This is a genomic window from Streptomyces sp. NPDC030991 (assembly GCF_055571235.1).
The window spans coordinates 59,820-82,448 of record NZ_JBVIFR010000028.1; the positions used below are offsets into that span (position 1 = coordinate 59,820).

Annotated in this window: 24 protein-coding genes; 7 read left to right on the forward strand and 17 right to left on the reverse strand. The window is 72.0% G+C overall.

The window, feature by feature from the left end:
- Positions 1 to 328: 328 nt before the first annotated feature.
- A complete protein-coding gene (locus ACZ45E_RS35260) occupies positions 329 to 2,551 on the forward strand; it encodes a PQQ-dependent sugar dehydrogenase (RefSeq protein WP_468229185.1) in 2,223 nt (740 codons plus the stop codon).
- A 50-nt stretch (positions 2,552 to 2,601) separates the two neighbouring features.
- On the opposite strand, the gene ACZ45E_RS35265 is transcribed toward ACZ45E_RS35260, so the two are convergent.
- On the reverse strand, positions 2,602 to 3,048 hold the full coding sequence (locus tag ACZ45E_RS35265) for a hypothetical protein (protein ID WP_468229188.1): 447 nt from the start codon (positions 3,046 to 3,048) through the stop codon (positions 2,602 to 2,604).
- 141 nt (positions 3,049 to 3,189) lie between these two features.
- Here ACZ45E_RS35265 and ACZ45E_RS35270 point away from each other — a divergent pair, with 141 nt between their 5' ends.
- Positions 3,190 to 3,645: a nucleotidyltransferase domain-containing protein gene (locus ACZ45E_RS35270; protein ID WP_468229191.1), complete on the forward strand. Its 456-nt coding sequence runs from the start codon at positions 3,190 to 3,192 to the stop codon at positions 3,643 to 3,645.
- Between the two features lie 34 nt (positions 3,646 to 3,679).
- Here the strand turns inward: ACZ45E_RS35270 and ACZ45E_RS35275 are convergent, their stop codons facing one another.
- Both ACZ45E_RS35275 and ACZ45E_RS35280 read right to left on the reverse strand, forming a co-directional pair.
- Entirely contained in the window at positions 3,680 to 4,045 is a 366-nt protein-coding gene (locus ACZ45E_RS35275) for a darcynin family protein (RefSeq protein WP_468229194.1), read from the reverse strand.
- A gap of 75 nt (positions 4,046 to 4,120) precedes the next feature.
- Positions 4,121 to 5,014, reverse strand: a complete 894-nt coding sequence (locus tag ACZ45E_RS35280; RefSeq protein ID WP_468229197.1) for an NAD(P)H-binding protein — start codon at positions 5,012 to 5,014, stop codon at positions 4,121 to 4,123.
- A gap of 113 nt (positions 5,015 to 5,127) precedes the next feature.
- Here ACZ45E_RS35280 and ACZ45E_RS35285 point away from each other — a divergent pair, with 113 nt between their 5' ends.
- Entirely contained in the window at positions 5,128 to 6,087 is a 960-nt protein-coding gene (locus ACZ45E_RS35285; RefSeq protein ID WP_468229199.1) for a LysR family transcriptional regulator, read from the forward strand.
- A 69-nt stretch (positions 6,088 to 6,156) separates the two neighbouring features.
- Here the strand turns inward: ACZ45E_RS35285 and ACZ45E_RS35290 are convergent, their stop codons facing one another.
- From ACZ45E_RS35290 to ACZ45E_RS35315, 6 genes are all read right to left on the reverse strand, one after another.
- Complete coding sequence (locus ACZ45E_RS35290; RefSeq protein WP_468229202.1) at positions 6,157 to 6,735, reverse strand: hypothetical protein; 579 nt, start codon at positions 6,733 to 6,735, stop codon at positions 6,157 to 6,159.
- A complete protein-coding gene (locus ACZ45E_RS35295; RefSeq protein ID WP_468229270.1) occupies positions 6,735 to 7,484 on the reverse strand; it encodes an alpha/beta fold hydrolase in 750 nt (249 codons plus the stop codon). Before ACZ45E_RS35295 ends, ACZ45E_RS35290 begins: the two co-directional genes overlap by 1 nt.
- 209 nt (positions 7,485 to 7,693) lie before the next feature.
- Positions 7,694 to 8,377 (reverse strand): class I SAM-dependent methyltransferase, encoded by a 684-nt coding sequence (locus ACZ45E_RS35300; RefSeq protein WP_468229205.1) that lies wholly within the window; start codon positions 8,375 to 8,377, stop codon positions 7,694 to 7,696.
- Between the two features lie 114 nt (positions 8,378 to 8,491).
- Positions 8,492 to 9,385 (reverse strand): TIGR03620 family F420-dependent LLM class oxidoreductase, encoded by an 894-nt coding sequence (locus tag ACZ45E_RS35305; RefSeq protein WP_468229207.1) that lies wholly within the window; start codon positions 9,383 to 9,385, stop codon positions 8,492 to 8,494.
- 141 nt (positions 9,386 to 9,526) lie between these two features.
- The gene (locus tag ACZ45E_RS35310) at positions 9,527 to 10,132 is read right to left on the reverse strand and encodes a GNAT family N-acetyltransferase (protein ID WP_468229209.1); all 606 of its coding nucleotides are present in this window, start codon (positions 10,130 to 10,132) and stop codon (positions 9,527 to 9,529) included.
- Complete coding sequence (locus ACZ45E_RS35315) at positions 10,129 to 10,560, reverse strand: pyridoxamine 5'-phosphate oxidase family protein (protein ID WP_468229212.1); 432 nt, start codon at positions 10,558 to 10,560, stop codon at positions 10,129 to 10,131. Before ACZ45E_RS35315 ends, ACZ45E_RS35310 begins: the two co-directional genes overlap by 4 nt.
- A gap of 312 nt (positions 10,561 to 10,872) precedes the next feature.
- Between ACZ45E_RS35315 and ACZ45E_RS35320 the strand changes: the two genes are divergently transcribed.
- Positions 10,873 to 11,196 (forward strand): hypothetical protein, encoded by a 324-nt coding sequence (locus ACZ45E_RS35320; RefSeq protein ID WP_468229215.1) that lies wholly within the window; start codon positions 10,873 to 10,875, stop codon positions 11,194 to 11,196.
- 200 nt (positions 11,197 to 11,396) lie between these two features.
- Here the strand turns inward: ACZ45E_RS35320 and ACZ45E_RS35325 are convergent, their stop codons facing one another.
- Entirely contained in the window at positions 11,397 to 12,278 is an 882-nt protein-coding gene (locus tag ACZ45E_RS35325; RefSeq protein WP_468229218.1) for an SDR family oxidoreductase, read from the reverse strand.
- Positions 12,279 to 12,363: 85 nt separating this feature from the next.
- Here ACZ45E_RS35325 and ACZ45E_RS35330 point away from each other — a divergent pair, with 85 nt between their 5' ends.
- The 3 genes from ACZ45E_RS35330 to ACZ45E_RS35340 all read left to right on the forward strand — a co-directional run bounded on the left by ACZ45E_RS35330 (position 12,364) and on the right by ACZ45E_RS35340 (position 14,528).
- Positions 12,364 to 12,942: a TetR/AcrR family transcriptional regulator gene (locus tag ACZ45E_RS35330; protein ID WP_468229221.1), complete on the forward strand. Its 579-nt coding sequence runs from the start codon at positions 12,364 to 12,366 to the stop codon at positions 12,940 to 12,942.
- A 169-nt stretch (positions 12,943 to 13,111) separates the two neighbouring features.
- Complete coding sequence (locus tag ACZ45E_RS35335; RefSeq protein ID WP_468229224.1) at positions 13,112 to 13,390, forward strand: hypothetical protein; 279 nt, start codon at positions 13,112 to 13,114, stop codon at positions 13,388 to 13,390.
- A 340-nt stretch (positions 13,391 to 13,730) separates the two neighbouring features.
- Positions 13,731 to 14,528, forward strand: a complete 798-nt coding sequence (locus ACZ45E_RS35340; RefSeq protein ID WP_468229272.1) for a class I SAM-dependent methyltransferase — start codon at positions 13,731 to 13,733, stop codon at positions 14,526 to 14,528.
- A gap of 234 nt (positions 14,529 to 14,762) precedes the next feature.
- Here the strand turns inward: ACZ45E_RS35340 and ACZ45E_RS35345 are convergent, their stop codons facing one another.
- The 7 genes from ACZ45E_RS35345 to ACZ45E_RS35375 form a co-directional block, all read right to left on the reverse strand.
- Positions 14,763 to 16,442: a glycoside hydrolase family 99 protein gene (locus ACZ45E_RS35345; protein WP_468229226.1), complete on the reverse strand. Its 1,680-nt coding sequence runs from the start codon at positions 16,440 to 16,442 to the stop codon at positions 14,763 to 14,765.
- A 157-nt stretch (positions 16,443 to 16,599) separates the two neighbouring features.
- Complete coding sequence (locus ACZ45E_RS35350) at positions 16,600 to 17,877, reverse strand: MFS transporter (protein ID WP_468229229.1); 1,278 nt, start codon at positions 17,875 to 17,877, stop codon at positions 16,600 to 16,602.
- Positions 17,874 to 18,467: a winged helix-turn-helix domain-containing protein gene (locus ACZ45E_RS35355; protein WP_468229232.1), complete on the reverse strand. Its 594-nt coding sequence runs from the start codon at positions 18,465 to 18,467 to the stop codon at positions 17,874 to 17,876. The genes ACZ45E_RS35350 and ACZ45E_RS35355 overlap by 4 nt, the downstream gene beginning before the upstream one ends.
- A 108-nt stretch (positions 18,468 to 18,575) precedes the next feature.
- Complete coding sequence (locus ACZ45E_RS35360) at positions 18,576 to 19,274, reverse strand: LmeA family phospholipid-binding protein (protein ID WP_468229234.1); 699 nt, start codon at positions 19,272 to 19,274, stop codon at positions 18,576 to 18,578.
- Positions 19,275 to 19,341: 67 nt separating this feature from the next.
- On the reverse strand, positions 19,342 to 21,597 hold the full coding sequence (locus ACZ45E_RS35365) for a glycoside hydrolase family 65 protein (RefSeq protein WP_468229237.1): 2,256 nt from the start codon (positions 21,595 to 21,597) through the stop codon (positions 19,342 to 19,344).
- Positions 21,598 to 21,607: 10 nt separating this feature from the next.
- Positions 21,608 to 22,324 (reverse strand): HAD family hydrolase, encoded by a 717-nt coding sequence (locus ACZ45E_RS35370; RefSeq protein ID WP_468229239.1) that lies wholly within the window; start codon positions 22,322 to 22,324, stop codon positions 21,608 to 21,610.
- Positions 22,325 to 22,334: 10 nt separating this feature from the next.
- The gene (locus ACZ45E_RS35375) at positions 22,335 to 22,625 is read right to left on the reverse strand and encodes a putative quinol monooxygenase (RefSeq protein ID WP_468229241.1); all 291 of its coding nucleotides are present in this window, start codon (positions 22,623 to 22,625) and stop codon (positions 22,335 to 22,337) included.
- Between the last annotated feature and the right edge of the window lie 4 nt (positions 22,626 to 22,629).

Here is a 22,629-nt window from a genome sequence, read left to right on the forward strand (position 1 = left end):
CCGGAGCGGAGACGGACTGATACCCGGTCAGTAGGGGACGCGCACACAGATGGCGTGCCCCCGGCGCTCCATCTGCCCGTGCGGAACCGAAGGTTCACCGCAACCCCGCAGATCACAGCCGCCCCTCGGAAAGGGGGCGGCTGTGCTGCGGGCGGCCCCTGATCCGCCCGTCGCTTGGACCGCGAGGCGCGGGGCAGCCATCGGCTGTTCCCGTCGCCGCAGGAGAAGTCAGGAGAAGACCGTGACCTTACTGGGCTTTCGAAGACGTGGGTGCCGAAGAAGCAGGCGCTCACCCCGCACAGCGGGCTCGCTGCTCGCCCTCTCTCTCATGGGTGTCGCACTGGCGGCCCCCACGCAGGCACGAGCGGACACCACCTTCTCGGCGAAGATCGACTTCGGTACGGCGTCCACCGTGCCCGTGAGCGGCTACGCACTCGACCACGGCCAGCCCTTCGGCGCCCGCACCGGCGCGAACCAGGGCACCGGACTCAGCTACGGCTGGACGGGGCTCACCAACACCACCCCGCTCGACCTGACGGGCAACGGCCGGGACAGGGGCACCGCCGAACCCGACCGGCTGCTCGCCACCTTCGTGCACATGCAGCTTCCCGCCTCCTCGGCCGGGGTGAGGACACCGGGCCGGTGGGAGATGGCCGTACCCGACGGCACCTACACGGTGACGGTCGCCGTGGGCGACGCGACGAGCCTGGACAGCGCCCACGCGCTCCAGGTCGAGAACCAGAACGCGGTCGACGGGTTCGTCCCCACGACCACCACCAAGTACCAGACCAGGACCGTGCAACCGACCGTCGCCGACGGGCGGCTGACGATCAGCCCGCTCGGCGGCACCAACACGAAGATCGCCTACGTGACCGTCGCGCCGCTCGCCGACTCCGCCGCCCACCCGGAGATCAGGACGGTGACCCCGGCCAACACCGCGACCGGAGCGGCACCGACCGGCAGCGTCGTGGCGGACCTGCGGCTGGTGGGGCCCGGCGTCGACGCCGCGACCCTCACGTCCGGCACGGTCACCCTCAGGGAGTCGGCGACCGGCACCGCCGTCCCCGCGCACGTGATCACCAGCGGCGGCGGCGACGTCATCAACCTGTCCCCGACGACCGGACTCAAGGCGAACACCCGCTACCGCTTCACGGTCACCAGCGGCGCCCACGACCTGGACGGACGGACCTTCACCCCGTGGAGCTCGGTGTTCACCACCGGCGCGGGCAGCGGCGGCGGCACCGTCGCGTTCGACAAGGTGGCCACGTCCGCGACGGGCAGGAACTTCGCCTCGGTGGTGAAGGGGCCCGACGGCAAGCTGTACGCGTCCACCCTCGACGGTTACATCATGCGGTACGCCATCGCCGCCGACGGCACCCTCAGCGGCGCGGAGACGATCTCCACCGTACGCACCGACGCGACGGCCCGCGGCCTGCCGGGGGCGCCCAACCGCTCCGTCATCGGGATGGCGTTCGACCCCGCCTCCACGGCGGCCGCCCCCGTCCTGTGGATCACCTCCAACACCATGTACGCCGGAGGCACCCCGAACGAGCCCGACTGGTCCAGCAGCATCGCCAGGCTGAGCGGCCCCGGCCTCACCACGTACACCGAGGTGATCAGCCACCTGCCCCGGTCCGTAAAGGACCACGAGACCAACTCCCTCGCCTTCGGACCCGACGGCGCCCTCTACGTGACCCAGGGCGCCAACAACGCCATGGGAGCCGCCGACCCGACCTGGGGCAACCGCCCCGAGCACCTCCTGAACGCGGCGGTGCTGCGCCTCGACCCCGCCGAGCTCCCGGCGTCCGGCGCCGTCGACGTGCGGACCGAGAGCCCGGGGACGTACAACCCCTTCGCCGCCGGCGCGCCGCTGACCCTCTACGCGACCGGCGTACGCAACGCCTATGACCTGGTGTGGCACACCAACGGCCACCTCTACACACCCACCAACGGCTCCGCGGCCGGCGGCAACACACCCGCTACGCCCGCGTCGCTGCCCGCCGCCTGTACCCGCCGGGCCGACGCGGCGACGGCCGGCGCCTACACCGGCCCGACCGTCCCGGGGATCACGTCCAACCCCGTGGCGGAGACCGACTACGTCTTCGACGTGAAGAAGAACCGCTACTACGGGCACCCGAACCCGGCGCGCTGCGAGTGGGTGCTGGCCGGCGGCAACCCCACGTCCGGCACCAGCCCCTTCGAGGTCACCGCCTACCCGGTGGGGACCCAGCCCGACCGCAACCTGGACGCGGCGGGCATGTACGACGCCGGCCTGCACGCCTCAGCCGACGGTGTCGTCGAGTACCGCGGCGACGCCTTCGCCGGCGCGCTCAAGGGCAAGCTCCTCGTGGTCCGTTACAGCAGCGGCCAGGACATCGAGGTCTTCGGGGTCGACGCCCAGGGGAAGCTGTCGGCGCCCACGGTGGGCGTCACCGGGTTCACCGGATTCCAGCAGCCGCTGGACGTCACGGAGGACACGGCCAAGGGCACCCTGTACGTCACCGAACAGGGCGCATCGAAGATCACGCTGCTCAGGCCAAGGGTGAGCTGAGAGGGGAGACGGCGGCCGCCGACCCGGCGGGGTTCACGCGTCGGCGGAGTTCACGCGTCGGTGGTGTCCGGGGCGGGCGGTTCCTGGGGCTCCTCGGCCCCGATCGTCCGCTCCGTACGCTCCACCTCGGTGTCGGTGACGTGCTGTTCGTGCTCGTCGTTCGCGTCCGACCGGCGCAGGGCGGCGGCACTGCGATCCAGCTCGGCGGCGTCGTTGCGCAGACCGGCCCGGGAGCGCTCCAGCGCCTCGTAGGACCGTCGACGCGGGGTGGCGGTCGGCGTGTGGGTCCCCCGGGCGTACCCGTCCAGTCTTCCTTCGAGCTCGTCGAGGCGCTGTTCCCGCTCGTCGGCGAGCAGCTCGCGCTCGTCGGCCCGGGCGTCACGGCTCTGCGCTCGTCGGTCCCGCTGGTCGGCGAGCGTGTCACGCCGGTCCGCGGACCGGTCGCGTTCGTCCTGATGCCGGGCATCCGGCTCATGACGCGGCGATTTGTTGCCCATACCGTCAGTATGCGCTCGCGCGCGGGATCCGACCGGCCCCGGAGGCCGCGGTGACGGGGCGGGGAACGGCCCGGCTATGGTCACCAGGTAGCTGGGTCGCCCCCGGTTCCACCCGGTCCCCGGACATGGAGGTTCTGCTGTATGCCGCAGCGCGATCAGTCCAGCGGCGGGCCCACCGCCTCACCGGAGCGCGTCGCAGAGGCCGAGGCGTTTCTCACCCGTGCCACCCGGTGGGCATCCCACCGGGTCGACATCGCGGGCCTGCTCCTCGTCGGCTCGTACGCACGCGACGCCGCGGGCCCCGACTCCGATGTCGACCTCATCCTGCTCACCACGGACGAGGCCCAGTACCTCCACGACGACACCTGGGTCGCGGAGCTCGGTCTCGGGGAGCTCGTGCGCGCCCAGTCGTTCGGGGAGATCACCGAGCGCCGCCATGCCACCGAGTCCGGCCTCCATGTCGAACTCGGCATCGGCTCGCCCTCCTGGGCGGCCACCGCCCCCGTCGACCCCGGGACGCGCCGCGTCGTCACCGACGGCGCGCGCGTCCTGCACGACCCGTCAGGGCTGCTCGCCGACCTTGTGGCGGCCTGCTGAGACATATCGGCGTCGCGGCGCGGGCGCTGGTGTGTCAGGTACTGATGGCGGTGACCGCGTCGAGGCCGTAGGTGCGGGCGTAGCCGTTCTCGGTGCCGACGAGGAGGTCGACGACCGTGAAGTAGCGGTCCCAGAACGGTGTTTCCCGCAGGACGTCGATGAGCAGCTGGTAGGCGTCGTGGTCGTCGGCCTCCCAGACCCAGACGTCGGTGACGCGGGTGGAGTAGAACTCCGTGTCGTAGAAGCGTGAGCGGACGCCGGTCGTCCGCGCCTTGACGGCGGGGACGACCTGCGAGGTGAAAGCGTCCACTCGTTCCTGGGGGGTCATGGCAAGCCACTCAGGAGTGGTCTTGATGAGCATGAACGCGGTGACCGGCGGTGCGGTGCGCTCGGTGGACATGACGGGTGCCTCCGGAGTACGGGGTTCGGGGGTGCGCGGGTTCACAGATCTGTGGGGTTCAGGAGACTGTGGGGTTCAGGAGACGATCGCCGGCTTGAGGGTCCGGGCGCACCAGTCCCGGAACGTGGTGGCGCCGTGGGTGCGGGCGATGTCCGCGGGGAGGGTGTCGAGACCTTCGTTCTTGGCCCGCTTCATGTCGACGATGCCCTGGACGAACGCCTCGTCGAGGCCGTAGCCGACGAGGCTGGTGTACAGCTCGTCGAGGGGCTGGCGTACATAGCGGACCGGGCGGCCGAGCTCCTCGGTCATGATGCGGGCGAGGTCGTCGGGCGAGAGGTCCTCAGGCCCGGGGACCGGGACGCGGTCACTGCCGGACCAGGAGCGGTCCAGCAGCAGCCCGGCGGCGATGGCGGCGATGTCGGCGACCGAGACCAGGGGAGTCTTGCGGCCGGCGTCGATGGCGTCGCTGAAGACACCCGTCTCCCGGATCGCGTCGGCGTCCTCCAGAAGGTTCTCGAAGAAGGACGGGTTGGCCAGGGCCCGGTAGGCCACGCCCGTGTCGGCGAGGAGGCCGTCCATGGCGAGGGACGCGGTGACGAGACCTGCGCGGTCGGCGACCGGAGTGCCGTGGCCGAGCGCGGAGACGCCGACGACATGCCCGACGCCATGGGTGACGAGGGCCTTCGCGGCGGGCCGGGTGAAACCGCGGTAGGCGTCATCCGGGGTCCGGGAGGAGTCCGGGGGGACGAGCCAGAACACGGCGTCGGCGCCCGCGAAGGCCCGGTCGACGGTCTCGGCGTCGCCGTGCGAACCGGTGATCACCTCGACGCGTTCGCGCACCGCGTCGGAGAGCCGGGCGGGGTCGCGTACGACCACCCGCACCTGCTCGTCGAGAGAGGGGGCGGCGTCCAGGAGCAGCGGCAGCAGGCGGCGGCCGATGTTCCCGGTGGGAGCAGTAATGACGATCATGAAAACCTCGTGGGTTGTGCGGGTTCGGAACGACCCCCATCCTGCGGAGAACCCCGGTGTTGCCACAATGGGAACTTCAGCACGGGATCATTGCCTGAAATGGAATAACGCCTATGAGCAGCAGCCCCGAGCCGGTCATCGACGCCAATCTGGCCGTCGCCCTGGACGCCTTGCTGGCCGAACAGAGCGTCACGCGTGCCGCCGCCCGCCTGCACACGTCACCCGCCGCCATGAGCCGCACGCTCGCCCGTCTGCGACGCGTCCTCCAAGACCCTCTCCTCGTGCGGGCGGGCCAGACCATGGTGGCGACCCCCCGTGCCGAGGCCCTGCGCGAGGAGACGGCCTCGGTGGTGCGCCGCCTCGGAGCACTGCTCGCCCCCGGCACCGGCGTCGATCCGGCCGCCCTGCGCGCGACCTTCACCCTCCAGACGGCCGATCTGCTCGGCGCGGCGCTGGCCCCCGGCATGCTGGGCCTGGCGCGACAGGAGGCGCCCGGTGTCTCGTTGCGGTTCCGGGCCGAGGAACTGGAAGCCGGACCGGCCCTCCGCGACGGCCGCATCGACCTGGAGATCGGCTCCATCGACCACGCCGACCCCGAGACCCGGGTCGAAGAACTGGTCACACTCCGGATGGCGGCGGCCGTACGGCCCGGCCACCCCCTCACCGAACAGCCCCTGACCCCGGAGCGGCTCGCCGCCGCCGAACACGTGGTGGTGAGCCGCCGCGGCCGATTCACCGGGCCCCTGGACACCGCCCTGGCCGAGCGGAACCTCCGTCGGCGCGTCTCGGTCGTCCTGCCCAGTCACATGGCCGCGATGACGCTCGCCGCCCGCAGCGACACCGTCTGTCTCATCCCCACCGCGCTCCCCACCGCGCTCCCCGGCGCCGCTCCCTCCCCGCTCACCGACGTCGCGACCGCCCTGGGCCTTCGCCTGCTCGACATCCCCCTGCCCCTGCCGCCCCTGACCATCGGCATGGCATGGCACCCCCGCCACGCGGCCGACGGTGGCCACCACTGGCTCCGCGACGCTGTCCGCCGGACACTGCACGCGACCGGGGACGCGGCTGCCTGAAGTCCCGGGCGGGGGAGGGGAACGGCGGGAGAGCGGAGGCGGCGGGCGCGGGGCGCGGGCAGGGTGATGTCAGCCCGGGACGTCGGCCCTGTCGCCCTCGCCGTCTCCGCCATCTCCGCCGTTCTTGGTGTCGTCTCCGGCGTCTCGGGCGTCTCCGTCGTCCTTGTCGTCTCTGGAGGCGCGGCGCCCTCGCGTGACCGCCAGGACGCTCCCCGCGACGGCGATCACAGCGATGGCGATGGCGATACTGAGCCCGCCCTCGGTGTCCCAGTACACGTCTTCGAGGCTGATCAGCAGGGCCGCCTCGTCGATGACGAGGGCCAGACCCACCCCGTAGGCCAGCCCCATCCAGGCGCGGGCGCGCGCCGAACGCTCGGCCAGGCCCGCCGCGCCGACCACCATGAGCAGGAGGATGCCCCACACGTAGTGGTGGATGTGCACTCCGCCGGCGCTCATGTCACCGACTCCGGCCGCGTCGATGTGGATGAGCCACGTCAGCAGGCGCATCCCGCCGAAGGTGAGTGTGAACCCCCACCAGGCCAGCACGAATCCGCGGCGCTTCGGGGAGATGCCCGGCAGCAGACGCAGCCAGGGCGAGAACCGTTCGCCGCGCCCCGACCGGGCGGGTCCTGTGGGTGTGGACGACATCACGCGGGTCCCTCCGACTCGTCCGCCGCGAACCCCTGGACCAGCGCGGCCAGGGCGTCCGGCGCGCTGTAGTGGGCCGCGTGTGCCGCGCCCGGGATCTCGGCCGTGCGTCCGCCGGTCAGGCGTGCCACGCGCCCGCTCCAGGCACGGGACGCGATGGGGTCGCCCGCCCCGCGTACGACGAGCGTCGGTACGCGGACCTGCGCCAGGTTCGCCTCGAACGACACGGCCGCGTCCCGCAGGGCGTGGCGGAACGAAGCGGCACAGCGCAGCGGGCCGGTGAGCAGGTAGTCCGCCGCGGCCGTGGAGAGCAGGCGGAGGGGTTCACGGGGTACGTCACGGAGCAGCCTGCCGAACTGGCGCAAGCCCGAGGCACCGGGATCGAGGGCCGGCCCGACCAGCACCATCCGGCTCACCATGAACGGGTCGCGGGCGGCGAGGGCGGCGGCCACCTGACAGCCGACCGAGTTGGCCACCAGCAGACTCGGCGCCAGAGCGAGCCGCCGGTGCAAGTGCGCCAGGGCCACGGCGAGTTGCCCGACATCGGGCGCACGGCCGACGGCGGCCCGGGACCGCGCGTTGCCCGGCAGATCGGGCACGAGCACGGCCGCCCCGTGCACGGCGAGCCGCCGCGCGAGGGGCACGAAGTACCGGCCGGAGAGCCCGAGCCCGTGCACGAGCACCACGGCGGGGGTGTCCTCGCGCGGGGGCGCCCCGAACCTGCGAGTGAAGAACCCGGCGTCTGTCATCTGATCCACCGGCCCACCATCACCTGTCCCCGGCGTCGGCCTTCGCTCTCACCGCCGCCGGGGACAACTACCACTCTTGGGACGCGGCAAATGGGGGCGGTGGAGTGCCCAGCGGCGAGGACGTGTGCCGGCCGGCGGACTGCCCGCTCACACGGGGCGACCGAGGCGCGCGCGCCGCCGTCGCCGGGGCCGGCGGGAGCGGAGGAGGCTCAGCGCAGGCGTCGCGCCCGCAGCACCACGTCGTCGGTGTGGTGTGCGCCCGCGCCGCCCTCGGGGGCCACGCGGGGCCGCTGCTCGTCCACCTCCACCACCCAGTCGTCGTCGAGGAGAGCGGCGACCATCGAGGGCCACACGTAGTCGGCCGGGTCGAAGCCGCTCTCGTCGTGGCCCTGCTGGGTGTCCATCCCCGCGTGGTGCACGAGCAGCAGTACACCGCCCGGCGCGACGGCCCCGAGCAGCGCTCGTTCGGCCGCGGCGCCGGGGGTGCGCAGCAGGGCCGGGTACTGGGCGGAGACCAGGTCGAAGGAGGCGGGCGGGAGCGCCGCCTCCGTGAGCGCGGCGTGGACCCAGCGAACGGCGACGCCGGCGTCCCTGGCGTGCCCTGTCGCCCGTTCCAGTGCGACGCCCGAGACCTCCAGGGCCGTCACGTCCCAGCCGCCGCGCGCGAGCCAGATGGCGTCCGCGCCCTCACCGCAGCCGACGTCGAGCACGCGGCCGGGTGTGAGCCCGGCGGTCTCGGCCACGAGCGCACCGTTGGGGCGGCCGCTCCACAACTGCTGCCGCTCGGCGTAGCGACTGTCCCACTCCGCGCGTACCGCGGGGTCCCCGGCGTACTCGCCGCCGGACGAAGGGGTGCCGGACGCGGGAGCTCCCGCGGTGATGTTGTCAGCCATGACCCCACCGTGGCCCAACGGCTGCCGATTCCGCCACACACGTTGCCGGTCCGGCAAAATCACGCCCGGCGACACCGGTTGCCCGCGCACGATCCCCAGCCGCGGCCGCCTCTCCTACAGCCGGTCGGCGAAGGCTTCGGCGAGGACGCGCCACTGGGCACGCGGCAGAGCGGCACCGTCCTCGGCCGGGGTGAGCACCTGGAGCGCGATGTGGTCGGCACCGGCGTCCAGGTACTCCTGCGCCCGCGTCTTCACCTGCTCGGCGTCGCCCAGGGCGAACAGGGCGTCGAGAAGCCGTACGCTGCCGCCGCCTTCGAAGTCGCTCTCGGCGAAGCCCGACCGCAGCAAGTTGTCGGTGTAGTTGGGGAGTTGCAGATAGCGCCGCAGCATGGAGCGCGCGGTGGTGCGGGCCCGGTCGAGGTCGGTGTCCAGCACCACGGACAATTCCGGTGCGAGCAGCGCGTCGGCGCCGAGCGCCTGGCGTGCCTGGGCCGTGTGCTCCGCGGTGACCAGGTACGGGTGGGCCCCGAGGGCGCGGTGGGAGGCGAGCCGGAGCATCTTGGGGCCCAGCGCCGCGAGGACGCGGCGTCCGCCGCCCACGGGCGGCTCGGCGGCGTCGAGCGCGTCCAGGTACTCCACCATGGCGCTGTAGGGCTTCGCGTACCGCGCCACCATCGGTCCGTGGCTGACGCCGAGACCGAGGACGAACCGGTCGCGTTCGCCCGCGGGCATGGCCGCGATCCGCTCCGCCACCGCCTCGGCGGTGTGGTCCCAGATGCTCAGGATGCCGGTGGCCACGGTGATCGTGCGGCCGGCGGCGAGGACGGCCGCGGCGGCGTCCGGGGAGGGGCTGCCACCCAGCCAGAGCGTGCCGTACCCCAACTCCTCGATCTCGGCGACCGCTTCCGCGATGGCGGCCCTGTCCGCGTCGGTACTCGCCCGCTCCACGTTCAGAGCGCTGCTCCAGATACCGATCCGCCCGAATGCCTCGTTCGCCTGTGAAGTCATGGTGTGATCAACAGCGCGTCCGGCCCGCTATTCCCCGAGGAGCGGGGTTCACCTGGCCGGGCGAACCGGGCGCCGCTCTACGTCACTGGTGGCGGCCAGGACGCCCCCCCCGGGGGCCCGGCCGGCGTGCCCGGCCGTCGATCAATCGGCGGACAGGGCGAGTTCGTACCGGCTCACCCAGGTGACAGGGCCCTCACCGAGCCGCTGCCCCGGGGCGCCGCCCACCGTCACATCACCGCGGTGCACGAACCCCCGGGCCTCGTAGTAGGCCCGCAGCCGCTCATTGGAACTCACGCAGTCCAGCCGCAGGGCGGCGGCGCCGCGGAGGTGCGCGGTATCGGACGCCCAGTCCAGCATCACGTCCCCGAGCCCGGCGGCCCGGCGGCGCACGGCCATCCGGTGCACGTAGACCGCGGAACCGCCGAGATCGGCCCACAGCGGATCGGCCCGGTCCAGCGTGATCGTGCCCGCGACCCTCTCTCCGACGTGGACCAGCCACGTCTCGCCGCGCGCTATCGCCTCGGCGACCCACTCCGCCTCGAAACGCGGGGGCCACTGCGCGATCCCGCGGGCACCGAGCCACCCAGCGGCCTCGTCGAGTACGGCCAGGACCTCGGCCGTCCGCTCGGCGCCCGCGACCTTGAACGCGATCGGGCCGCTGTTCCGGCCGGCCGACTCGGCGGTCGGGGAGCAACTCGACGACGGGGCAGCCGGGTTGGCGTGGGAGTTCTGCCGCTCCCCGTTCACTCCGGCGCCGGGCCCAGGTCGGCGCCGAGCCAGTGCTCCGGCCGCATGCGGACCACGACGTGGTCGGCCAACTGCCCCTCCGCGCGTGCCATGAAGGCGTCCAGCGCGTCCCCCGAGAGGTAGCGGCCGGCCATCTCGCGGTGCAACGAGACCGACCCCTCCGCGACTTCGGCGACCGGCCCCTCCACGGTGACGTACCGGGGTGTCGGCTCCGTACGCTGGACCGAAAGGCTGAAGCGGCCCGCTGCCCTGATCAGCCGCATCTTGCGGGAGTCCGCGCCGGTGAGGATCCACGGCAGGGCTCCGACCTCGTACGCGTACCAGAGGGGAACCAGCAACGGGCCGCGGTCGGGGCCCGCTGCCACGCCCAGCGTGGCGACGTGCGGGCCGGCCAGGAAACGTTCGCGTTCTTCGCGTGCGAGTGCCATGCGTTCGACTGTAGGTCCGACGCCGGTCGAACGGCGGCGTAACCGTCGGTCCGGCGCCGCGCCAGGTGCCGTCCGGCCACAGGAGAGTAGCCGTCCGGGGGTTGCCGGCCCCTGCCGTGAAGGTGGTGACCGGCTCGGTGGGTGTGGTGGGGTCCGTGCTGCTGGAGGCATCAGTGCCGGGGTTCGGGGGCAGGCTGAGTGAACCGTGTGCTTCGCCCTCGGTCTCGCTCGACCGGGGCGGCGAGGGGCAGGTACGAGCCGCGTCGCACGACGCGAGCGGATGTGCACGGAGCGAGTGGATGGGGGTGTGGGATGCGGTGGTACTTCGAGCGCAGACGTGCCCGGCGGACGCAGGCCGTGCACGTGGCGCACCGTGAGGCGCAGGTGCGGACGGCGGCGGACATAGCCATTTCGAGAGCCTGGCGCCGTTCGGCGCCGGAGCCGGACCCGGCTGGGGAACAGGGCGTCTGCGGGCAGCAGGTGCTTGTCGCGGAGGTCGTCCACGTGAGCCGGGAACACTTCGGGATAGAGGTGGACGAGCACGAGGCGGCGGCCGTGCTGCGCCAGCGCTTCCTGCTCCGGGCGGGCGCGCTGGGCCTGACGACGGACGCGTTCGACAACGACAAGGAACAGTGAGCCACGCCTGGTTGCCGGCCGATGGACTGTCTGTCCGGCCCGGCGAGGCCCCGGATGACGGCGGACGGCCACACCGCCGAGCCGCACCCCGCCGCGGCGGGGCCCGCTCCTGGCCCTCCCCACCGCCGCCGGCACCGCACCGGTGACGCGGTCCCGAACGACGGACGTCGTGTCGGGAGCGGTGGTCCCGGTCGCACCGGTCAGGGCTGAATGTTCTCCAGGTCCTCCAGAAGGCCGGGGTGCTTCGGCTCCCAGCCGAGCGCCCGGCGGGTGTGGGTGCTGGTCGCGGGCTGGTCGGTCGCGAAGATCGGGCCGAGAGCGCCGTACGTCTGCGCGGGCACGGACTCGACCGGAAGACCGAGGCGTCGGCCGATGACCGCGGCGATGTCCCTGACCGGGTCTCCCTCGTCGGCCACGGCGTGCCAGGAGCTGCCGGGCGGGGCCTGTTCCAGGGCGAGCCGGAAGAGGACGGCCGCGTCGAGCGCGTGTACGGCCGGCCAGCGCTGGGTGCCGTCGCCGGGGTAGCCGGACACGCCGGTTCCACGGGCGATGCCGGTCAGCATTCCGGCGAACCCGCCCTCCCCTCGGTTGTGCACGGTGCGGGGCAGGCGGACGGCCGTGCTCCGCACTCCGCGCGAGGCCAGGTCCAGGGCCGCAGCGACCGCGAGGCCACGACCGCCGACCGGCCCGTCGGTCATCGGCGGGTCGGTCTCGGTGGCGGCCCGGCCCGGCACGTACGGGGTGCCCGAGGCGGTGACGAAGGGACGGTCGCTGCCGACCAGTGCCTCGCCGAGAACCGCCAGGGCAGCGCTTTCCTCGGCGACGGCACGCGCGACGGCGTCGGCGCTGCTGAAGTCGTTGCTGAACGCCAGGTGGATCACCCCGTCGGTCCGGGCGACGCCGGCGCGCAGGACGTCCAGGTCGGCGAGACCTCCTCGGAGCGGTTCGGCGCCGGCCGCCTCGGCGGTCCGGGCGGACGCATCGGAGCGGGCGAGTGCGAGGACGGTATGGCCGTTGCCGAGCAGTTCGGCGACGACGGCGGAACCGATCAGGCCGGTGCCACCGGTGATGAAGACGCGCATGAAGGTCTCCCGAATGTGATGGGACTCTTGTCCCATCACTCTAACAGGGTGACGGGACAAGAGTCCCATCACATAGGATGGCCTCATGGGCAGATGGGAACCGGGCGCACGCGAACGCCTCGTGGTGGCCGCAGTCGACCTGTTCACCGAGCAGGGGTACGACGAGACGACGGTGGCGCAGATCGCCGAGCGCGCCGGAGTCACGAAGAGCACCTTCTTCCGGCACTTCCCCGACAAGCGCGGGCTGCTGGTGGCGGGACAGGAGACGTTGAGCCGACTGCTGAGCGAGGGGATCGCCGAGGCGCCCGGCGACGCGAGCCCGCTCCAGGCGGTCGCCGCCGGTCTGGAACGGGCGTCGAGCGCGATGGGCCCCATGAACCACGAACTGGCCCCCCGTCTGAAGGCGGCCGTCGCCGCCAGTGCCGCACTCCAGGAGCGCGACGCCCTCAAGAGCGTCGGCCTCGCGGCCGCGGTGACGACGGCTCTGGTCGCGCGCGGAGTACCCGACGCGACCGCGGCCCTCGCGGGAGAGCTGGGTGTCCTCGCGTTCAAACGAGGGTTCGCCCGGTGGTCCGAGGGTGACCGCGACGCCACGGACGTACTCGCCGAGTACACGCTGGCGGCCCTGGACGAGCTGCGGACGGCGAGCGCGTCGCTGGGCTGAGGCAGCGGCCACGCCACCTCCGTGCTCGTGCCTGTGACCCGCGTCGTCGCGCGAGCGTCCGGAGAACGCGGCGGACGGGCCGGGGGTCCTGGCGCACATTCCGTCGCGTCCGGCGCGAAGGCGGGCGGGGCGCGGCCGCGGCCCCGACCGGTCTGCGACAATCGCAGGCATGAACGCAGCGCCCCCCGCCCTGGAAGCCGTCCTCTCGATCCAGGCCCGCGACGAGTACCGCGCCCTGAGCGACGACCAGGCCAGCGTCATCGACCGTGCCATCGGGATGCTGGCCCGTAACCCCGAAGCCCGTGGCACCGTGGACGAAGGACAGGGGGCCCGCCGCGCGTTCGTCTCCCAGGACCTCCAGATCCGCTACGGCACCCACGAGAACATCCTCGTGATCGCCGAGATCATCGTCACGGGTGGTGGCTTCCTCCTCGGCGGCACGTCCTGACCCTGCCCGTCGACGGGCCGCCCTCGACGTCGGCCGCCCAGCGGTGCCCATAGGCCGCACAGGCACTACCGGTCCTCCTGCTTCTTCGCCGGAGAGTCCGCGTAGGCGGTCGCCCGAAGCGATCCGCTGCGCCTGAGCGGTACCCGCGCACTGTATGAGGGCATGGCAAATGGTCGCCTTCGAGCGAAGGGATGCGACCCGGCCGCCGAAACGCATCGCCGTTGACGGGGTGCATGCCGCCGCAGCGAATCGAGACGCGGCAAGTGGCGCCGAAACACCGGCCGTTAGGCTGGTCAGCGTGAGCCGCTGTGGTTCTCATCGGCCTGAACTGCCGGGAGTTCTGGTGGAACCGACCTCCGCGCCCGATCCATCGGTGACGCACTTCTACGACGAACTGGCCGACGACTACCACCTGATCTACGCGGACTGGGACGCGAGCACGCGGCGGCAGGGAGCCGCCCTGGACGCCCTGATCGACCAGGAGCACGCGGCGGTCCTCGACTGCTCCTGCGGCATCGGTACGCAAGCCATCGGCCTGGCGCTGCACGGGCACCACGTCACCGGCACGGATCTCAGCCCGCGCGCCGCCGCCCGCGCCGCCCGTGAGGCCGCCCGCCGGGGCCTGGGACTGCGCACGGCCGCCGCCGACATGCGGTGTCTGCCGTTTCCCGACGGCCGGTTCGACGCCGTTGTCTGCGCCGACAACTCGCTGCCCCACCTGCTGACCGAACAGGACGTGCACACCGCCCTGGCCGAGATGCGGCGTGTGCTGCGCCCCGACGGCCTGCTGCTGGTCAGCACACGCCCCTACGACGACCTGCTGCGCGACCGCCCGGCCTCGGCGCCTCCACAGGTCCACCCGGGCGTCGACGGCGTCGACGGCGAGGGGCGGACCGTCACCTTCCAGCTCTGGCACTGGCACGACGACGGCGAGCACTACGACCTGGAGCACTTCCAGCTTCTTCCGGCAGGCGGGGAATGGCGCGTCCAGGTCCGCCGCACCACTTACTGGGCAGTCGGCCGGGACCGGCTGTCCCGCGTCGCGGCCGAGGCCGGGTTCGTCGGACAGGAGTGGCGGACGCCGGCGGACACGGGCTTCTTCCAGCCGCTGCTCGTGGCCCGCGCCGGTAGCAGGTGACTCCGGCCCGGCGATGATGCGCCGCGTCGTTCGGACGCAGACGGAGCGCCACCTACCGCCGGATCGAGGGCACCACGCGTCCTGGCCGGGACAGGCAGCGCACCGGCTCCCGCTGACGTTCCGGGGGAGCCGGCGGGCCCCGCATGACAAACCCCCGCGCTACAAACCCCTGCGCTACAAACCCCTGCGCTACAAACCCCTGCGCTACAAACCCCTGCGCTACAAACCCCCGCGCTACAGAGCCGCGTACACGCTGAGACCGGACAACTGCCCGGCGGGCCAGCCCGTGTTGGCGGTGAACTGGATCCGGACGTACTGGGTGCTCACGGCCGACGGCAGAGTGAGGGTGACGCTGTTGCCCGTGGCGGGGTCGAAGACGCGGCCCGCCGGTCCGGCGAGCGTGGAGAAGGTCGTGCCGTCCACGCTGCCGGTGATCGTGAGGGTCTGGGTGCGGGCGGCCCAGGCGGGGTTCGGCGGCAGGGTCAGGACGAGGCGTCTGACCGGCTGCCGGGTCCCGAGGTCGACCTGGATCCACTGCGGGAAGGCGTTGTTCGTGCTCTCCCAGTACGTGGCGGGGTCGCCGTCCACCGCGTTGCCGGGGCCGTACGTCTGCGTGGAGCCGCTGGCTGTCGCCGCGCGGCGCAGGGCCAGATCGCCCGTCGGCGGTGGTGTGGTGCCGGACAGGGGCGGCGTGGGCCGGATGGGCGTGAGGGCGATTTGGCCCTTGAGCATCCGCCCGCCGTCCGCCGTGAGGCGCAGGTAGTAGTCGGACGAGCAGGCGGTGCCGTCCTCGTCGAGGGCGCGGATCCCGGATTCTGCGGGCACATCGGCCGCTGTCGCGGCGGTCTTCGCGATCTGGTTGCCCTCGTTGAACTCGTCGAACATCGAGAGGTAGAAGCCCTGCACGCCGATGCCCGTGAGGTTGTAGAACTGCCGCCACATCAGGTCGCCGTGGGCCCGGTGCCCGGACTGGAGGTCGCCGGGTATGACGCAGGGCTGGTAGTCGATGCCGTGGGCGGCGCAGTCGGCGAGGTCGGGCTGGTTGAGGTCCCGCAGGAAGCGGTCGGCCCCCGCGGTGTCCCCGATCCGGCCGACCATCCAGGGCGAGATCATGTCGAACGAGCGGTACACGTCGAGGAAGCCCGGGCGCGAGTCGTCGGTCCCGGTACGCCAGTGCGTGGGCACGCCGCCGATCACGTAACACCCCTGCGCCTTGAACCAGTCCACGACGTCCTTGCAGGGGCCGGGCTCGAAGGGGCGGCCCGGATCGCTGAAGCCGAACCCCCAGATGCAGACGACGGGTTTGCCGTTCTGCCGGGCGTACGCCCCGGAGGCGGTGTGCGCCTTCATCTTCGACGTCCAGTCGTCCTTGATCTGCGACTGCATGGACGTCCAGCTGGTGACGTCGTACATGATGTAGAACTTGCGGCCGTACGCCTCCGCGGCCTGCCGGACCTTCTGCGCCATGCCGTCGCGGGTGGGCCCCTCCGCCCCGAACGGGTTGAACCGCTGAAGCGCCGCGGTGTCGCAGCCGTACTCCCGCATCCACCGGAAATGGGTGTCGACGGTCTGCTGGTCCCATGAGGAGAAGAGAGTGGCCGGGCGGCCGTCGCCGAGCGCCGGATAGGCCGAGGCGTAACCGCGGGTGTACTCCCTCATGTCGGGCCAGGAGACGAGCGTGGTGTTGTCGGGGGACGGAGGCCGGGAGGCGTCGCGGCTGTAGTGCCACCAGCTGTTGATGGGGGCGCCGTCACCGACGCAGGCGAACCAGCCCTGGTAGCCGACGGTGATCTTGCCGACCACGTCACCGGCGGGCGAGGTCGCCGCCGCCCGGGCCAGGGCCGGGCCGGCCGTACCGAGAACCGCTCCGGAAGCGAGCGCGGAAAGGATGACCGTACGTCTCGAGATGCTCAAAGTTCCTCGCCTGGGGTGGGGGAGCCCTGGGAACGCTGAACGCCCCGAGGCGCTGCGAAAGCCATGAGGAATGAGGGGTTCTTGAAGCCGTGGGTCAATCTATGGAGAGGGCGCTGCATAGACAAGATGAAGGTGCGCAAATTCTGTGCAGTACTCGTCAATTAGGCGACGATCTTGGTGGCGGCGTGCCGGTCCACTGCTCGCTCCCGGCCCTGCGGTGCCCCGTCAGCAGTCTCAGGGCGAGGAAGCCCGCCAGGAGGAGCAGCGCGGCCTGGACGTCCAGCGCCGGGAGGACGCCGATCGCTCCGCTCGACACGCCGGCCGCGAGCATGCCGAGGGCCTGGAGACCGTCGGACAGCCCCAGGACGGAGGCCATCACGCGGCCGCGTACTGGCAGGGGCGAGGACTCCTGGATGAGGGAGAGCCATGCCGCGGCGAGCCATACCGCGGGGACGCCCGCGGCGGTGAACAGTGCCACGTACACCCCGAACCCCGCCGGGGTCGCCGACAGGTTCCATGTGAGCGCGCTGAGCGCACCGAAGACGAGAGCCCCCACGCCCAACAGGCGCGGCGTCCCCAGCCGCCGGGTCAGCAGCCCGACCGTCGCCGCGCCCACGAACCCTCCCACGGCCTGCACCCCCCGCAGCAGACCCGCCCGGGCGTCGCCGCCGTCGACGAGGACGGTGACGAAGAGGAGGAAGAGCACCACGAACATGCCCTGAGCGACGGCCAGCAGAGCCACGCAGACGAATGTGCCCCACAGCGTCGGAACATCGCGCAGCGTACGCAGGCCCGCGCCGATGCCGGGCCAGAACCGGGCGTGCGTCCCGCCTTCGTGGCGCACGGCGGTGCTCGGGGGGATCGTCCACGCCAGGAGCGCGGCGCCGAGGAAGGCGCCCGAACCGAATGCGAGGACGTGCGGCAGCCCCGCGGCGCTCAGCAGGAGGCCGCCGAGCGGGCTGCCGATCAGTCGGCCGAGCGACCCGTTCAGGCCGATCGCGGCGTTGGCGGTGACCAGTTGCTCCTCGGCCACCATGGTCGACAGGGCGACATTCTTCACCGACTCGAACGCCACCGTGAGAGCCGCCTCGGCCCCGGTCACGAGGTACACCAGCCACAGGTCGCCGGGGTCGTCCACCAGCAACAGGACGGGCAGCAGCGTCGCCTGGGCCACGCTCACCAGGACCAGGAAGCGGCGCTGGTCCCAGCGGTCGACGAGCGCGCCGACGACCGGGGCGACGACCAGGCTCGGCAACAGCCCCAGCATCGCCACGATCGAGGTGATCAGGGCCGAGCGGGTCAGTTCCAACACGTAGAGCGGCAGCGCCAGTTGCAGGACCCACTTGCCTGTTTCGGTCAGCAACCCGGAGGCCCACAGCCGGGCGAAAGGCGCCTCCCGCAGCGGATTCCGTACGCCCGGGGGCGCGCCTTTCACCCGGTCCGCCCCGCGGAGTCCAGCCTGGGGAAGAGGCGCAGTCCCGCGTAGGCCAGCGTGGTGTCCTCGGGCGGAGCGTCCCGTACGGCGGCCAAGTAGGGCCGCAACAACGCGTCGATCTTCTCCGCCAGCTCCCGCGCTTCCTGCGGGGTGGCCCGCAGGACGTAGTTGTCCAGGCGTGCCGCGGCGAGCCACTCGGGGTCGAGGGTGTCGCGGCGGTTCAGGAAACGCCGGGTGAGCCGGTCCTCCTCCGTGAGGCCCGCGACGATCAGAGCGTCCTGTTCCGCCATGGTGGCGGGGTCCGCGCTCATCGCCCCGACGTCCAGCCCGATCTGGGCCGCGCGCCACGGGCGTTCCCGCTGGTCGGCCGCCTCGGCCGGTTCGACGAGGCCGTAGCGTGCCAGGTGCCGCAGATGCCAGCTGATGTTGGAGGCGCTCGACCCGACCTCGGCCGCGCACTCACTGGCCGTGCGCGGCCCGACCGCCATCAGGTACTGCAACAGGGCCAGTCGCAGCGGATGCGCCAAGGCGCGCAACTGCCGCGGGTCCCTGATCTGCCGCCGTGGGGGCGGAGCCTGTCCGTCAGTCATCTGAAAGAGACCTTTCGAAAGGGTTCTTTCATTCTTGGACCGCGGGACACGAGGTGTCCAGGGGCAGGCAGCGAGAAGAGAAGGGGCGCCGACTCCGGCGCCGGCGGCTCAGCCGGTGAGGGAGACGTGGGAGCCGGTCACCGTGAGGCGCAGGCCGTCGGCGCGGGGTTCGGCGGCCGAGAGCCGGATGCCGCCGGGGAGCCGCGTGATGGTCTGCTGGATGTCGGTTGCCGTCCGGATCCGGTCCCGCGGCACACCCGCGACGGCGGAGGGCAGACCTTGTGCGCGCAGGCGCAGAGTGTCGCCCTGCACGGAAACACCGCTGTAGACGGCGTACTTGCCGCCGTCGGAGGTCTCGAACCGCATTTTGACCCGGCCCTTGCCCCCGTCGGAGAGCCCGGTCACGCGGATGTTGTCGTCCTGGGCCGAGGCGGCGTGCATCAACTCGGCGTAGGGGACCAGGGCGGTGCCCGTCGCGGTCCGGGCGGTGGCGCTGGAGTAACCATTGGTGAACTCGACGCCGAGCAGCCTCAGTTCGAGGTTCTCCACCCGGCCGGTCGCGCCGCCGGGCATGGCCGACTCGAAGTGGTCCACACGGGCGTCGAGTTCATCGAGATCCCCCGCGACGGCCTGGGTGAGGAAGGGGAAGCCCTTGATCGAGACCTCGGTGGAGTCCGCGAAGCCGGTGGAGGCGCGGAGCTGGTCGACGGCCCGGTCCTCGGCGAAGCGGAGAGCGAGCCGGTCGGCGCCGACGAACACGGCGGCGAGGAGCACGAGGACGATCAGGGATCTTCGGAGAGTGCGCATGGGGCCACCACAGCAGGCGAATCGCCCGGCTGCTGTGACGCACGTCATGTTTTTGGCAACGTTATCGTCACGCGTGGTCGTGCGTCGTCTCCGGTGCGGCGGTGGCGAGTTCGAGCATGGCGCTCATGGCGCCGAGATGGATGCCGTATTCGGTGCGCTGGCCCGGCAGCAGGTCGGTACGGAGCGCCTGGTTGTAATAGTGCTCGGCTTGCGGGTGGTTGATCTGGCGCAGCGCCACGGCGTGTGCGGCGGGCGAGAGCGTGGAGCCGTGCACCGTCCGCTCCAGGTAGTAGTCGACGGTGCGTCGCCAGGTGTCCGGCGTGTGGTCGTAGCCGAGGCGGGCGAGCACCGTGGAGGTGCGTCCGGTGCCCAGCACGGTGGCCAGCATGAGGGTGTCGGCCTGTTTGGCGAGCTGATAGTTGCGCGGGTGGTCGCCGTCCTCCTCCATCAGCCGGTCGAGGCGGCCGAGATCAGGGCCGTAGCGCTCGGTGAGCTCCTCCAGGGTGACCTGTCGCAGCTGCTCGTAGTGGGCGAACTGTGAGATCACGCCGTCGTGGTGGGGCACGAACATGTGGCGGGAGATGTGTTCCCAGGCGGAGGCGTGGTCCTGGCCGAGACCGGTGGATTCCTCGATGTCCAGGCGGCGGCGCGGGGGCAGGGTGTGCCAGAGCCGGGCGGCGAGTTCCAGTGTGCCGGCGGCCGCGATGTTGGTGTAGGCGTTGTCGTCGATCCCTGGCTCGGTGCTGTCCGGCAGCATGTCGTGGAACTCGTCCGGCCCGACGACGTGACGCAGATGGTGGCGGCCCGTCCCCGCGTCGTACTGGCTGGCGGTGGTGTAGAACTGCGCGATCTGGAAGATCATCGCGGCGCCCTTGGTGTGCAGGTAGTCCAGGTCTCCGCTGTGCCGGGCGTACCGGTCGATGCTGTGGGCGAGAGCGGCGCCGACGTGCTGTTGCAGGGCCGTGTGGTCGCGTTGCCAGTGCCCGGTCAGGGGGTTGCGGACCCAGGGGACGGTGACCTCGTTGCCACCGATGCCGCTCTGCCACGGGTAGCGGGCGCCCGCGCTGCCGTGCCGTTCGGCCTCGCGGGTCGCCGCGGCCAGACGCCGGTGCCGGTAGTCGAGGGCTGCCCTGGCCGCCTCGGGGAAGGTGCGCGACAGCCAGGCGATGGCCGGGGCCTCGTCCCAGAACACCCGGCCCTGGTACTCCTCCCCGTGCAGGCCACGGGCCGGGATTCCGGCGTCACGTGTCTGGCTGAAGGTGTTGATGACCTGTTGCACGTGGAAGCGGTAGAGGCGGAGCACCTCGGCGTGCTTGATGTGCGCGGGCAGCGGGGCGGTGGTCCATTGCCGGTGCCAGGACCGGCCGTGCGTGGTCAGGAGGTGCTCGGGATCGGTGACGGCGGCGAGGTCCGCCAGCACGTGAGCGCGCAACGCCTCGATGGAGGAGGAGCGGTCGCACCGGAGCGCGGTCACCTTGTAGAGGGTGACCGGGGCGCCGGGCGCGACCCGGCAGCGCTCCTCGGCGAACGTGGAGCCCGCCATGCGCGCGGCGGCGGCGGGCGGGTCAGGCGGTGATGACCGGCGCACAGCCGACAGGACGGTGCAGGCGATCGCGACGCCGATCAAGGACTGAGTGGTGTGGCAGGTCAGCCACGCCGTACGGCCGCCGGGTTCGGAGGTCGCGACGCCGCCGAGGTGCCGGCTGTTCACGTACCGCCCCACCTGCGCGTTGCGTACGTCGCCGTCGATGCCGGCCGCCAGCGCCAGGGGGCCGCTCCAGTTCTCCGCGTGGACGGTCACCTTCTGCAGGGCCAGCGAGGCGTGATCGGCGTGGACGATCCGCTGTTCGTGGATGCGGGTGCGGCGGCCCGACGCGTCGAGCAGGGTGCGGTGGTGGTGCAGGATGCCTCGGTGCAGATCGAGGACGAACCGTTCCTCCTGCACGGTGCAGAGCGGGCCGGGGGCGAGCGCCGGGCCTTTGTGCCCGTCGGCGTCGAGGGGATGGAAGGTCAGGGGAAGCCAGTTGGGCAGGCGCACGGCCGCCTCGACGTCGACGTGGTCGCCCTCGATGACGGCGTGCGTGGTGTTGTAGACGCCCGCCGCGTAGGTACCGGGATAGCTGTGCGCCGAGTGGGCGTCGGTGCTGGTGGCACCGCGCGTGGCGAACATGCCGTTGCCCAGCGTGCACAGCGTGGCGTACCGCGCCACCTGCTCCGGATCGTCGGGGTCCGCACGGAACTCCCAGCGCCATGGCCGGTCGCCGCGCATGCCGTAGGCGTGCTCGGGGGGTCGGGGGGCGCGGCCGGGGTCGCTGTTCGTCATGGCCTCTCCGTCAGAGCAGTTGGGCGAGGTCACAGACGAGGACGTCCGGGTTTTCGCTGGTCAGATGGTGTGCGGAGCCGGAGCGGTGCACCGCCACCACGGGGTGGAACCCGCCGCCGCGTGCCGCCCGGATGCCGCTGGGCGCGTCCTCGAACACCGCGCAGCGCTCCACGGGAACACCGAGCTGCCGCGCGGCCGCCAGGAAGCTGTCGGGCTCCGGTTTGCCCGCCAGGTGCTGCCGGGAGATGTCGGTGCCGTCGACGACGGCGTCGAAGCAGTCGCTCAGCTCGGCGCGGCGCAGCACCTCACGGCACGAGGAACTGGCGGACACCACGGCGAGCGGCATCCCTTGATCACGCAGCTGGGAGAGGAGCCGCAGCGAGCCCGGGTAGGCCTCGGCCCCCTCGGCGGCGAGCATGGCGCGGTACAACTCCCGCTTGCGCGCGACGATTCCGTGGACCGTGGCACGCCCCGGCGGGTCCCGGTCCGTGCCTTCCGGCACCCGCACATCGCGGTGGCCGAAGAAGTCCGACAGGGCGGGCAGCGGGGCGAGGCCGTCGAGCTCGTGGTAGTCGGTGGCGGAGAACAGACACGGGTCGTCCAGCGCGGAGTTGATGGCTTCCTGCCAGGCGCGCCGATGCTGGATCTCCGTCTTGGTCAGGGTCCCGTCGAGGTCGAAGACGCAACCCGCCACGTCCTGCGGGAAAGTGATGCTTGACCCTGGCAACTGGTGCTCCTCAGTGCAGACTTGTGCCGCGCAGCACGAAGTCCGGGCCGGCGGTGTAGCGCTGCACCTCGGCCAGGAATTCCTTTGCCGGCGCCGCGTCGACGTGCGTGTCGAAGGCCCGCTCGTCCGCGTAGGCCTCAAGGATGTAGAAGCGGCTCGGATTCCACTCGTCGGAGAGGACGTCGAACCTCTCGGTGCCGGGTTCTGTGTCCAGCGCCCTCTTCCGGGCTTTCAGGGCGGCCTCCCGGAAGGCGTCGCGGCGGTCGTTCTCGACGGTGAAGGAGACAACGACTTCGTACACGGCT

Bases quoted from the DNA above. Each gene is read 5' to 3' on its own strand.
- ACZ45E_RS35260 (WP_468229185.1), top strand. From the start codon at position 329: ATGGGTGTCGCACTGGCGGCCCCCACGCAGGCACGAGCGGACACCACC.
- ACZ45E_RS35265 (WP_468229188.1), bottom strand. From the start codon at position 3,048: ATGGGCAACAAATCGCCGCGTCATGAGCCGGATGCCCGGCATCAGGAC.
- ACZ45E_RS35270 (WP_468229191.1), top strand. From the start codon at position 3,190: ATGCCGCAGCGCGATCAGTCCAGCGGCGGGCCCACCGCCTCACCGGAG.
- ACZ45E_RS35275 (WP_468229194.1), bottom strand. From the start codon at position 4,045: ATGTCCACCGAGCGCACCGCACCGCCGGTCACCGCGTTCATGCTCATC.
- ACZ45E_RS35280 (WP_468229197.1), bottom strand. From the start codon at position 5,014: ATGATCGTCATTACTGCTCCCACCGGGAACATCGGCCGCCGCCTGCTG.
- ACZ45E_RS35285 (WP_468229199.1), top strand. From the start codon at position 5,128: ATGAGCAGCAGCCCCGAGCCGGTCATCGACGCCAATCTGGCCGTCGCC.
- ACZ45E_RS35290 (WP_468229202.1), bottom strand. From the start codon at position 6,735: ATGTCGTCCACACCCACAGGACCCGCCCGGTCGGGGCGCGGCGAACGG.
- ACZ45E_RS35295 (WP_468229270.1), bottom strand. From the start codon at position 7,484: ATGACAGACGCCGGGTTCTTCACTCGCAGGTTCGGGGCGCCCCCGCGC.
- ACZ45E_RS35300 (WP_468229205.1), bottom strand. From the start codon at position 8,377: ATGGCTGACAACATCACCGCGGGAGCTCCCGCGTCCGGCACCCCTTCG.
- ACZ45E_RS35305 (WP_468229207.1), bottom strand. From the start codon at position 9,385: ATGACTTCACAGGCGAACGAGGCATTCGGGCGGATCGGTATCTGGAGC.
- ACZ45E_RS35315 (WP_468229212.1), bottom strand. From the start codon at position 10,560: ATGGCACTCGCACGCGAAGAACGCGAACGTTTCCTGGCCGGCCCGCAC.
- ACZ45E_RS35320 (WP_468229215.1), top strand. From the start codon at position 10,873: ATGCGGTGGTACTTCGAGCGCAGACGTGCCCGGCGGACGCAGGCCGTG.
- ACZ45E_RS35325 (WP_468229218.1), bottom strand. From the start codon at position 12,278: ATGCGCGTCTTCATCACCGGTGGCACCGGCCTGATCGGTTCCGCCGTC.
- ACZ45E_RS35330 (WP_468229221.1), top strand. From the start codon at position 12,364: ATGGGCAGATGGGAACCGGGCGCACGCGAACGCCTCGTGGTGGCCGCA.
- ACZ45E_RS35335 (WP_468229224.1), top strand. From the start codon at position 13,112: ATGAACGCAGCGCCCCCCGCCCTGGAAGCCGTCCTCTCGATCCAGGCC.
- ACZ45E_RS35355 (WP_468229232.1), bottom strand. From the start codon at position 18,467: ATGACTGACGGACAGGCTCCGCCCCCACGGCGGCAGATCAGGGACCCG.
- ACZ45E_RS35360 (WP_468229234.1), bottom strand. From the start codon at position 19,274: ATGCGCACTCTCCGAAGATCCCTGATCGTCCTCGTGCTCCTCGCCGCC.
- ACZ45E_RS35365 (WP_468229237.1), bottom strand. From the start codon at position 21,597: ATGACGAACAGCGACCCCGGCCGCGCCCCCCGACCCCCCGAGCACGCC.